This window comes from Citrobacter amalonaticus, from assembly GCF_018323885.1.
Classification (GTDB): domain Bacteria; phylum Pseudomonadota; class Gammaproteobacteria; order Enterobacterales; family Enterobacteriaceae; genus Citrobacter_A; species Citrobacter_A amalonaticus.
The window spans coordinates 3520931-3531355 of sequence record NZ_AP024585.1; the positions used below are offsets into that span (position 1 = coordinate 3520931).

Genomic DNA, 10425 nt, shown 5'->3' on the forward strand with positions numbered 1-10425 from the left:
GTTTAAAAACCAGGATCCCAATCTACTTCGATAGTCCGCGTAGTGAGATCGACTTTCTTGATAACCTGCCCATCGAGGAACGGCACGAGGCGTTCCTTGATACCAAACGCATCTTTCAGGTTTGCCTTAATGACGATGACGTCATTCGATCCGGTTTCCATCATGTCGACGACTTTACCGAGATCGTAGCCTTCAGTGGTCACTACCTGGCAGCCCATCAGGTCTTTCCAGTAGTAGTCACCTTCTTCCAGTTTTGGCAGTTGCGTAGAATCCACGACAATTTCGCAATTGGTCAACAGATTCGCAGCATCCCGATCTTCAACGCCTTTCAGCTTGATGATCAGATCCTGATTGTGGTGCTTCCAGCTTTCCAGCTGTACTTGCTGCCACTGACCCGCCTTCTGGATAAACCAGGGCTGATAGTCAAAAATGCTTTCGGCGTCTTCAGTGGAAGAAAACACTCTGAGCCAACCACGAATACCGTAAGACGATCCCATTTTCCCTAAGACAATCGGGTCCACGGGTGCTTGCGCAGTGAGTTGCTTGCTCATCATGACCACCGTGACAGATTAAGCTGCTTTGCTTACTTCTTTGATCAGCGTAGCAACGCGATCAGAAATGGTCGCGCCCTGGCCAACCCAGTGAGCGATGCGATCCAGATCCAGGCGAGTGCCTTCTTCTTTTTCGCTAGCGATTGGGTTAAAGAAGCCAACGCGCTCAATGAAGCGACCGTTACGTGCGTTACGGCTGTCAGTAACAACAACCTGGTAGAACGGACGCTTTTTAGCGCCGTGACGAGCTAAACGAATAGTTACCATAACATCCTCTTGTGTGAATAAAACAACCGGGCCCCATCGAGGAACGGAGCCCGGTGTCATATTAAAAGCCCGAAAATTTTACTGATTTCTGGGGAAATTGCAATCAGCATCTTGATGCTGGACAGTAAACAAGGGATAGAAGATGTATATCGGTGAAGCCAGTTTCGTTCCGGCGTGCGCGCAAAAAGCGGAGCGTACACGTAGTACGTGAGCATTTCGAGCACACCCCGGAACTAAAATGGCAAACAAGATAGCCTTATACCCTTGTTTTTAGCGACCAGGGAATCCTGGCGGCATCATCCCTTTCATACTGCGCATCATTTTGGCCATTCCGCCCTTCTTCATCTTCTTCATCATGCGCTGCATGTCGTCGAACTGTTTCAGAAGGCGGTTAACGTCCTGCACCTGCATACCGCAGCCTTGTGCGATACGGCGTTTACGGGACCCTTTGATGATTTCCGGCTTCGCGCGCTCTTTCAGGGTCATCGAGTTGATGATCGCCTCCATGCGCACCAGCACTTTGTCATCCATCTGTGACTTCACGTTGTCCGGGATCTGCCCCATGCCCGGCAGCTTGCCCATCAGGCTCGCCATGCCGCCCATGTTTTTCATCTGGCGCAGCTGTTCCAGAAAGTCGGTCAGATCAAAACCGTCGCCCTTTTTCAGTTTCGTCGCCAGCTTCTCAGCCTGCGCGCGGTCAACTTTGCTTTCGATATCTTCGATCAGCGACAGCACGTCGCCCATGCCGAGAATACGTGACGCGATACGATCCGGATGGAACGGCTCCAGCGCCTCGGTTTTCTCGCCAACGCCGAGGAATTTGATCGGCTTGCCGGTGATGTGACGAATAGAGAGCGCAGCACCGCCACGGGCGTCACCATCAACTTTAGTCAGCACCACGCCGGTCAGCGGCAGCGCTTCATTGAACGCCTTCGCGGTATTCGCCGCATCCTGACCGGTCATCGCATCGACCACAAACAGGGTTTCTACCGGATTGATAGAAGCATGGACCTGCTTGATTTCGTCCATCATCGCTTCATCAACGTGCAGACGACCGGCGGTATCCACCAGCAGCACGTCGTAGAATTTGAGTTTGGCTTCTTTCAGCGCCGCGTTAACGATATCGACCGGCTTCTGGCCGACATCCGACGGGAAGAAATCAACGCCAACCTGCTCGGCCAGCGTTTCCAGCTGTTTGATCGCCGCAGGGCGATATACATCAGCGGAGACGACCAGCACTTTCTTCTTGTGCTTTTCGCGCAGGAACTTACCCAGCTTACCGACGCTGGTGGTTTTACCCGCACCCTGCAAGCCCGCCATCAGCACCACGGCTGGCGGCTGCGCAGCCAGATTCAGGCTCTGGTTCTCTTCGCCCATCGCCGCCACGAGTTCGTTACGGACAATCTTGACGAACTCCTGCCCTGGCGTCAGGCTCTTGTTAACTTCATGCCCAACCGCTTTCTCTTTTACGCGATTGATAAACTCTCGCACTACCGGCAGCGCAACGTCAGCCTCCAGCAGCGCCATGCGCACTTCGCGCAGCGTCTCTTTAACGTTGTCTTCAGTAAGGCGTCCGCGGCCACTGATATTGCGCAGCGTGCGCGACAAACGATCGGTTAAATTATCAAACATTGTCTCTCGCCTGGGGTGGAAACGGTTGGTCGCTCAAGCGACACATGAACAGAATTTTGTCGCAGTATAACATGAAGCCGTCTTTGTTGTTATGCAACGGTTGGAGCCGCGGTCACGTAACGCTATACTGCTTCTCTTTCTCACTGGCCAACTGTCGACACCACTATGCCCGTTTTTGCTTTGCTCGCTCTTGTCGCCTATTCCGTCAGCCTCGCGCTGATCGTCCCCGCTCTGCTGCAAAAAAACAGCGGCTGGCGGCGTATGGCCATTCTTTCTGCGGTTGTCGCGCTGGTGTGTCACGCCATTGCGCTTGAAGCCCGCATTCTGCCGGGTGGTGATAGCGGACAAAACCTGAGCCTGCTGAACGTCGGTTCGCTGGTCAGCCTGATGATCTGTACGGTGATGACGATTGTCGCCTCGCGCAACCGTGGCTGGCTACTGTTGCCAGTGGTGTATGCCTTCGCGCTGATCAATCTGGCTTTCGCGACCTTTATGCCGAACGAGTTCATCACCCACCTTGAAGCCACGCCGGGAATGATGGTCCACATCGGGTTGTCGCTGTTCTCTTATGCGACACTCATTATCGCCGCACTGTACGCGCTGCAACTGGCGTGGATCGACTATCAGCTTAAAAACAAAAAGCTGGCGTTCAATAATGAAATGCCGCCGCTGATGAGCATCGAACGCAAGATGTTCCACATCACGCAGATTGGCGTGGTCCTGCTGACTCTCACCCTGTGTACCGGCCTGTTTTACATGCACAATCTGTTCAGCATGGAAAATATCGACAAAGCGGTGCTCTCGATCATCGCATGGTTTGTCTATATTGTTCTGTTGTGGGGACATTATCATGAAGGCTGGCGCGGTCGTCGTGTTGTGTGGTTTAACGTCGCAGGCGCCGGGATCCTGACGCTGGCTTATTTCGGTAGCCGGATATTGCAGCAGTTTGTCAGCTAAGCCTTAAAGGAGGCGCCCCCTGGAACACATCTCCACCACCACGCTGATCGTCACATTGATCGTCATGGTGGTTATCTCCGCTTATTTTTCCGGTTCCGAAACCGGAATGATGACCCTGAATCGCTATCGCTTACGCCACCTTGCCAAACAAGGGAACCGTCCAGCAAAGCGCGTTGAAAAGCTGCTGCGTAAGCCCGATCGCCTGATAAGCCTGGTACTAATTGGTAATAACCTGGTCAATATTCTTGCTTCGGCCATCGGCACCATTGTCGGTATGCGTTTGTATGGCGATGCGGGCGTTGCCATCGCCACTGGCGTGCTGACCTTCGTCGTGCTGGTGTTTGCCGAAGTTCTGCCAAAAACCATTGCAGCGCTGTACCCGGAAAAGGTGGCCTATCCCAGCAGCTTCCTGTTGGCGCCGTTACAGATTCTGATGATGCCGTTGGTCTGGTTGCTCAACACTATCACCCGATTACTGATGCGCATGATGGGCATTAAAACCGATATCGTCATCAGCGGTTCGTTGAGTAAAGATGAGTTACGAACCCTCGTGAATGAATCCCGCTCGCAAATTTCCCGGCGCAACCAGGACATGCTGCTGTCAGTGCTCGATCTGGAAAAGGTCAGCGTGGATGACATCATGGTGCCGCGCAGTGAAATTATGGGAATTGATATCAATGACGACTGGAAGTCCATCGTGCGTCAGCTATCGCACTCGCCGCACGGGCGTATTGTGTTGTACCGTGACTCGCTGGATGACGCTATCAGCATGCTGCGCGTTCGCGAAGCCTGGCGGTTAATGTCGGAAAAGAAAGAGTTCACCAAAGAGACCATGCTGCGCGCCGCCGATGAGATTTACTTCGTCCCGGAGGGCACGCCACTCAGCACACAGCTCATCAAATTTCAGCGCAATAAAAAGAAAGTCGGCCTGGTGGTCAATGAATATGGCGATATTCAGGGGCTGGTCACGGTGGAAGATATTCTTGAAGAGATTGTCGGCGACTTTACCACCTCGATGTCACCTACGCTGGCTGAGGAAGTGACGCCGCAAAATGACGGTTCGGTGATTATCGATGGCAGCGCCAACGTGCGGGAAATTAACAAAGCGTTTAACTGGCATCTGCCGGAAGACGACGCGCGTACGGTAAATGGCGTGATTCTGGAAGCACTGGAAGAGATCCCGATTGCGGGCACTCGCGTGCGCATCGGTCAATATGATATCGATATTCTCGACGTCCAGGAGAATATGATTAAACAGGTCAAAGTGTTGCCCGTTAAACCGCTGCGGGAGAGTGTCGCGGAGTAATGAAAACGGCCCGCTGGTTTTCCAGTGGGCCGTAGGCCGGATAAACATCAGCGCCATCCGGCAATATAAATAGCCGAAAGATTAACCTTTCGCTTTCGCAACGGTCACCATCGCCGCGCGGATCGTACGACCGTTTAGCGTATAGCCTTTCTGCATAATACCCAGCACGTTGCCCGGCGCGATGTCTTCAGACTCGACCATCGCAATCGCCTGATGCACGTTCGGATCCAGCGCAACGTTCGTCTCAGCAATCACTTCAACGCCAAACTTGCGCACCACATCCAGCATCGATTTCAGGGTCAGTTCGATCCCTTCCACCATAGGCTTCATATCCGGATTGGCTTTGTCCGCCACTTCCAGCGCGCGATCCAGGCTATCAATCACCGGCAGCAGTTCATTGACGAATTTCTCCAGCGCGAACTTGTGTGCCTTCTCAACGTCCAGTTCGGTACGGCGACGCAGGTTTTCCATTTCCGCTTTTATGCGCAACACCGCATCACGTTCACGGGTCTGAGCTTCAGTAAGCTGCGCTTCCAGATTCGCAATTTTTTCATCGCGCGGATCCACCTGCTCAGCAGAAGCGTCTGATTCAACCGCCTCAACTTCTTCGTGCTGATCCATGATAATTTCTTCCGGGGCTTGCCCCTCAGGCGTTTTCTGTTCTTTACTACTCATGAATTTCTCCGCGTTTTTTTCGCATTCATCTCGCTAACTTCGCTTATTATGGGGATCAGATTCAGGGTTTCAAGGGAAGCACTCACATTGTCATCAATCTTCGTCACAAGGACCTCGAAAAAATGAATAATCATTTCAAGTGTATCGGCATTGTGGGACACCCTCGTCACCCCACGGCACTCACGACACATGAAATGCTCTACCGCTGGTTATGCACGAAAGGGTATGAGGTCATTGTTGAGCAACAAATCGCTCACGAGTTGCAGTTGAAGAATGTGAAAATTGGCACCCTGGCGGAGATTGGCCAGCAGGCAGACCTCGCGGTGGTTGTCGGCGGTGATGGCAATATGCTGGGTGCGGCGCGAACGCTGGCGCGATACGATATCAAAGTGATCGGTATCAACCGTGGGAATCTCGGCTTTCTGACTGACCTTGACCCCGATAACGCGCAGCAACAGCTCGCCGACGTGCTGGAAGGTCATTACGTCGCGGAAAAACGCTTTCTGCTGGAAGCACAGGTGTGTCAGAAGGACTGCCAGAAGCGTATCAGTACCGCCATTAACGAAGTGGTGCTGCATCCCGGCAAAGTCGCGCATATGATTGAGTTTGAAGTCTATATTGACGAAAGCTTTGCCTTCTCTCAGCGTTCCGATGGCCTGATCATCTCAACGCCTACCGGTTCCACCGCCTATTCCCTCTCCGCCGGCGGGCCGATTCTGACCCCGTCGCTTGATGCCATCACGCTGGTGCCGATGTTCCCGCACACCCTTTCTGCGCGCCCGCTGGTCATCAACAGCAGCAGCACTATTCGGTTGCGCTTCTCGCACCGCCGTAACGATCTCGAAATCAGTTGTGACAGTCAGATCGCGTTGCCGATCCAGGAAGGTGAAGATGTACTGATCCGCCGCTGTGACTATCACCTGAATCTCATCCACCCTAAAGATTATAGTTATTTCAATACATTAAGTACCAAATTGGGCTGGTCAAAAAAATTATTCTAATTTAGCACCAACCTCTTTACTGTATAAAAAACCAGTTTATACTGTATGTAATTACAGTTATGGTTTTTCATACAGGAAAACGACTATGTTGGCACAACTGACCATCAGCAATTTTGCTATCGTTCGTGAACTTGAGATCGATTTTCAGAGCGGAATGACCGTCATCACCGGTGAAACCGGGGCGGGTAAATCTATTGCAATTGATGCGCTCGGCTTGTGCCTTGGTGGCCGTGCTGAAGCCGACATGGTCCGGGCCGGCGCCAGCCGTGCTGACCTGTGCGCCCGTTTTTCGCTGAAGGATACCCCTGCAGCCCTGCGCTGGCTGGAAGAAAACCAGCTTGAAGAAGGACGTGAGTGTTTACTTCGCCGCGTGATCAGCAGCGACGGGCGCTCCCGTGGTTTTATCAACGGGACTGCGGTTCCCCTCTCTCAGCTTCGCGAACTGGGACAACTGCTCATTCAAATTCACGGCCAGCACGCGCATCAGTTGCTGACCAAAGCTGAACACCAGAAATCCTTGCTTGATGGCTACGCGAATGAATCCGTGCGGGTGCAGGATATGGCTGCGCGTTACCAACTCTGGCACCAGAGCTGCCGTGATTTAGCACATCACCAGCAGCTGAGTCAGGAACGTGCCGCTCGTGCGGAACTGCTGCAATATCAGCTTAAAGAGCTGAATGAATTTAACCCGCAGCCGGGTGAGTTTGAACAGATTGATGAAGAGTACAAACGCCTGGCCAACAGCGGCCAGCTTCTCTCCACCAGCCAGAATGCGCTGTCGCTGATGGCAGACGGTGAAGACGTTAACCTACAAAGTCAGCTCTATACCGCAAAGCAACTGGTTAGTGAACTGGTCGGTATGGACGGTAAGCTCTCAGGCATTCTTGATATGCTGGAAGAGGCAACGATTCAACTCACGGAAGCCAGTGACGAGCTGCGCCACTATTGCGATCGCCTGGATTTAGACCCTAATCGCCTGTTCGAACTGGAACAGCGTATCTCGAAGCAAATTTCGCTGGCCCGTAAACACCACGTCAGTCCAGAAGCGCTGCCACAGTATTACCAGTCGTTACTGGAGGAACAGCAGCAGCTCGACGATCAGGCCGACTCGCTGGAAACGTTGACTCTGGCCGTGAACAAACACCGCCAGCAGGCGCTGGAAGCAGCGAAAGCGCTGCATGAGCAACGTCAGCACTATGCCCAGGAACTGAGTACCCTCATTACCGAGAGTATGCACTCACTCTCTATGCCACACGGCCGTTTCACTATCGACGTGGCGTTTGATGAGCACCATCTGAGCCAGGACGGCGCAGACCGCGTCGAGTTTAAAGTGACAACTAACCCAGGCCAGCCGATGCAGCCGATTGCCAAAGTGGCCTCCGGTGGGGAACTGTCGCGTATTGCTCTCGCCATTCAGGTGATTACCGCACGTAAGATGGAAACCCCAGCGCTGATTTTCGATGAAGTCGATGTCGGCATCAGTGGTCCAACAGCCGCAGTGGTCGGGAAATTGCTGCGTCAGCTCGGTGAGTCAACACAAGTGATGTGCGTCACGCACCTTCCACAAGTGGCGGGATGCGGTCATCAGCACTTTTTTGTCAGTAAAGAGACCGACGGCGAAATGACCGAAACGCACATGCAACCACTGGATAAACGCGCACGGTTGCAGGAGCTGGCGCGCCTGCTGGGCGGCAGCGAAGTAACGCGCAACACCCTAGCAAATGCGAAAGAACTGCTGGCAGCGTAAACTTTTTTGCACCTTAACGGTCAGAGTAGACAACAAAAACGCCGTCGGACCCGTAAGCAAAAGGTTTTAAAGTGGTGAAAGGTCTATTATCATCGGCATATTACATATGAGCCACGTACTGCTCGGGCCCGAAAAGGAATCAAATCACTATGCGCTGTAAAACGCTGACTGCTGCCGCAGCAGTATTATTGATGTTGACCGCAGGCTGTTCCACTCTGGAGCGAGTGGTTTACCGCCCTGATATCAACCAGGGGAACTATCTGACCGCGAACGATGTAGCCAAAATTCGTGTGGGCATGACGCAACAACAGGTTGCCTATGCGCTGGGTACGCCGATGATGTCCGATCCGTTTGGCACCAACACCTGGTTCTATGTGTTCCGTCAACAGCCGGGCCATGAAGGTGTTACGCAGCAAACGCTGACGTTAACCTTCAACAGCAGCGGTGTATTGACCAATATCGATAACAAGCCTTCGTTGACCAACAACCCGTAAGCTTGTCTTCAGATAACAAAAAAGGTGCTCTGAGAGCACCTTTTTTGTTATCTGCTATTTTTTTGCCGATTTCTCTGCCCGCTGTCTGCGCAACTCTTTCGGATCGGCAATCAGTGGTCGGTAAATTTCTACCCGATCGCCATCCTGTAATACATCCGCCAGCTTGACCGGACGGCTGTAAATACCGACTTTGTTTTTCGTCAGGTCGATATCGGTTCGCAGTTCCAGCAGCCCCGACGCGCGGATAGCCTCTTCGACCGTTGCCCCCGGCTGCAACGTCACCGGTTGCAGGTACTGTTTCTCAGGCAGCGCATAGGCCACCTCAACGACAATCTTAGGCGACACGGTAGACCTCTTTGGCTCGAACCGTAAAAGCCTGCACCATATTGGATGCCAGCTCTTTGAAGATACGGCCAAACGCCAGCTCGATCAGCTTATTGGTAAACTCGAAATCGAGATGAAACTCAATGCGGCAGGCATCCGTACTCAGCGGCGTAAATTTCCAGCCACCAATCAATTTTTTGAACGGACCGTCGACCAGATGCATCAAGATACTCTGGTTACTGGTTAACTGATTTCGCGTGGTGAACGTCTTGCTGATCCCCGCCTTAGAGACATCCACTGCGGCCGTCATCTGTCCTGGCGTAGACTCGAGAACACGGCTGCCGGTACAACCCGGTAAAAACTGGGGATAGGACTGAACATCATTCACTAACTGATACATCTGTTCCGCACTGTAAGGGACTAACGCGGTTCGACTAATCTGCGGCATAGCTCTTTCCATCAACAAAAATCGAACAAATAATACCATTTATCACAAGGTAAAAAAAACGCTATCCCACAACAGGGTACAACCACGTTCATGTTAAGATATCTCCTTGCGCCCCAAAGGATGAAATGGGGTGTTTTTCGATTCCAGATTACCTATACTGAGCGGCACTATGACGAAGAAAAAAGCACACAAACCTGGCTCAGCCACCATCGCGCTCAACAAGCGCGCGCGACACGAATACTTTATCGAAGAAGAATTCGAAGCGGGACTCGCTCTGCAAGGGTGGGAAGTGAAATCCCTGCGCGCCGGTAAAGCCAACATCGGCGACAGCTATGTGATCCTGAAAGACGGCGAAGCGTACCTGTTCGGCGCTAACTTTACGCCGATGGCGGTGGCCTCCACGCACGTGGTGTGCGATCCCACTCGCACCCGTAAACTGCTGTTGAATCAGCGTGAACTTGATTCCCTGTATGGTCGCGTGAATCGTGAAGGCTACACTGTTGTCGCCCTTTCTCTGTACTGGAAGAATGCCTGGTGCAAGGTCAAAATTGGCGTAGCGAAGGGTAAGAAACAGCACGACAAACGTTCCGACCTGAAAGAACGTGAATGGCAACTGGATAAAGCGCGCATTATGAAAAATGCCGGACGCTAACGATGTTATTATGTGACCTGCCTCGCATTTGAGGTAGGTCATCATTATTTACCTGTTGAATCTCCAAAAATATATTCTCTCCTTTATTATTTCTATTTCCCCGAAACGTAAAACTGATAAGAATATATCTTCAACCCTATTCATATTACGTACATAGTGCAATAATCTAATACTTCAAATAATTTTTTTTGACATTTTAATAGTCAAAAATACCAATACAATTTATGTAAGAAATCAATACCTATCCGGCTAACAGAAATCATAAAATTAATTTCAATACAATGAGATAAATCACACTCGCTTTCCGCACCGTACCGTTTCACGTCGCCAATCGGTGCAAAACTGTATATATTTTACCGCCACTAAACAAA

The 10425-nt window shown here is 51.8% G+C and carries 12 protein-coding genes; 6 read left to right on the top strand and 6 right to left on the bottom strand.

Going from position 1 to position 10425, the window contains the following annotated elements; all coding sequences use genetic code 11:
• Window positions 1–2 precede the first annotated feature (2 nt).
• The 3 genes from rimM to ffh all read right to left on the bottom strand — a co-directional run bounded on the left by rimM (window position 3) and on the right by ffh (window position 2450).
• Window positions 3–551, bottom strand: coding sequence for a ribosome maturation factor RimM (rimM, locus tag KI228_RS16720; RefSeq protein WP_042325915.1), 549 nt, complete (start codon window positions 549–551; stop codon window positions 3–5).
• Between the two features lie 18 nt (window positions 552–569).
• A complete protein-coding gene (gene rpsP / locus KI228_RS16725) occupies window positions 570–818 on the bottom strand; it encodes a 30S ribosomal protein S16 (RefSeq protein ID WP_042325918.1) in 249 nt (82 codons plus the stop codon).
• Window positions 819–1088: 270 nt separating this feature from the next.
• Entirely contained in the window at window positions 1089–2450 is a 1362-nt protein-coding gene (ffh, locus tag KI228_RS16730; RefSeq protein WP_042325920.1) for a signal recognition particle protein, read from the bottom strand.
• 165 nt (window positions 2451–2615) lie between these two features.
• On the opposite strand from ffh, the gene KI228_RS16735 reads away from it, so the two are divergent.
• The gene (locus KI228_RS16735) at window positions 2616–3407 is read left to right on the top strand and encodes a cytochrome C assembly family protein (RefSeq protein ID WP_042999687.1); all 792 of its coding nucleotides are present in this window, start codon (window positions 2616–2618) and stop codon (window positions 3405–3407) included.
• 19 nt (window positions 3408–3426) lie between these two features.
• Window positions 3427–4713 carry an HlyC/CorC family transporter gene (locus KI228_RS16740; protein WP_042999686.1) on the top strand — a complete coding sequence of 429 codons (1287 nt, stop codon included), beginning with the start codon at window positions 3427–3429 and terminating at the stop codon, window positions 4711–4713.
• An 81-nt stretch (window positions 4714–4794) separates the two neighbouring features.
• On the opposite strand, the gene grpE is transcribed toward KI228_RS16740, so the two are convergent.
• Window positions 4795–5388 (bottom strand): nucleotide exchange factor GrpE, encoded by a 594-nt coding sequence (gene grpE, locus KI228_RS16745; RefSeq protein WP_042999685.1) that lies wholly within the window; start codon window positions 5386–5388, stop codon window positions 4795–4797.
• Window positions 5389–5510: 122 nt separating this feature from the next.
• Here grpE and nadK point away from each other — a divergent pair, with 122 nt between their 5' ends.
• The 3 genes from nadK (at window position 5511) to bamE (ending at window position 8630) form a co-directional block, all read left to right on the top strand.
• Window positions 5511–6389 carry an NAD(+) kinase gene (gene nadK / locus KI228_RS16750; protein ID WP_042325929.1) on the top strand — a complete coding sequence of 293 codons (879 nt, stop codon included), beginning with the start codon at window positions 5511–5513 and terminating at the stop codon, window positions 6387–6389.
• 85 nt (window positions 6390–6474) lie between these two features.
• A complete protein-coding gene (recN, locus tag KI228_RS16755; RefSeq protein ID WP_042999683.1) occupies window positions 6475–8136 on the top strand; it encodes a DNA repair protein RecN in 1662 nt (553 codons plus the stop codon).
• 149 nt (window positions 8137–8285) lie between these two features.
• Window positions 8286–8630 carry an outer membrane protein assembly factor BamE gene (gene bamE, locus KI228_RS16760; protein ID WP_044255202.1) on the top strand — a complete coding sequence of 115 codons (345 nt, stop codon included), beginning with the start codon at window positions 8286–8288 and terminating at the stop codon, window positions 8628–8630.
• Between the two features lie 54 nt (window positions 8631–8684).
• Here bamE and KI228_RS16765 read toward each other — a convergent pair whose 3' ends face one another.
• A complete protein-coding gene (locus KI228_RS16765; protein ID WP_042999681.1) occupies window positions 8685–8975 on the bottom strand; it encodes an RnfH family protein in 291 nt (96 codons plus the stop codon).
• On the bottom strand, window positions 8965–9441 hold the full coding sequence (locus KI228_RS16770; protein ID WP_042999680.1) for a type II toxin-antitoxin system RatA family toxin: 477 nt from the start codon (window positions 9439–9441) through the stop codon (window positions 8965–8967). Before KI228_RS16770 ends, KI228_RS16765 begins: the two co-directional genes overlap by 11 nt.
• Before the next feature lie 130 nt (window positions 9442–9571).
• On the opposite strand from KI228_RS16770, the gene smpB reads away from it, so the two are divergent.
• The gene (gene smpB, locus KI228_RS16775; RefSeq protein WP_042325938.1) at window positions 9572–10054 is read left to right on the top strand and encodes an SsrA-binding protein SmpB; all 483 of its coding nucleotides are present in this window, start codon (window positions 9572–9574) and stop codon (window positions 10052–10054) included.
• Window positions 10055–10425: the final 371 nt, after the last annotated feature.

Coding starts and splice junctions, on each gene's coding strand:
- KI228_RS16735 (WP_042999687.1), top strand. CDS start 2,616: ATGCCCGTTTTTGCTTTGCTCGCTCTTGTCGCCTATTCCGTCAGCCTC.
- smpB (WP_042325938.1), top strand. CDS start 9,572: ATGACGAAGAAAAAAGCACACAAACCTGGCTCAGCCACCATCGCGCTC.
- bamE (WP_044255202.1), top strand. CDS start 8,286: ATGCGCTGTAAAACGCTGACTGCTGCCGCAGCAGTATTATTGATGTTG.
- rpsP (WP_042325918.1), bottom strand. CDS start 818: ATGGTAACTATTCGTTTAGCTCGTCACGGCGCTAAAAAGCGTCCGTTC.
- grpE (WP_042999685.1), bottom strand. CDS start 5,388: ATGAGTAGTAAAGAACAGAAAACGCCTGAGGGGCAAGCCCCGGAAGAA.
- recN (WP_042999683.1), top strand. CDS start 6,475: ATGTTGGCACAACTGACCATCAGCAATTTTGCTATCGTTCGTGAACTT.
- nadK (WP_042325929.1), top strand. CDS start 5,511: ATGAATAATCATTTCAAGTGTATCGGCATTGTGGGACACCCTCGTCAC.
- rimM (WP_042325915.1), bottom strand. CDS start 551: ATGAGCAAGCAACTCACTGCGCAAGCACCCGTGGACCCGATTGTCTTA.
- ffh (WP_042325920.1), bottom strand. CDS start 2,450: ATGTTTGATAATTTAACCGATCGTTTGTCGCGCACGCTGCGCAATATC.
- KI228_RS16770 (WP_042999680.1), bottom strand. CDS start 9,441: ATGGTATTATTTGTTCGATTTTTGTTGATGGAAAGAGCTATGCCGCAG.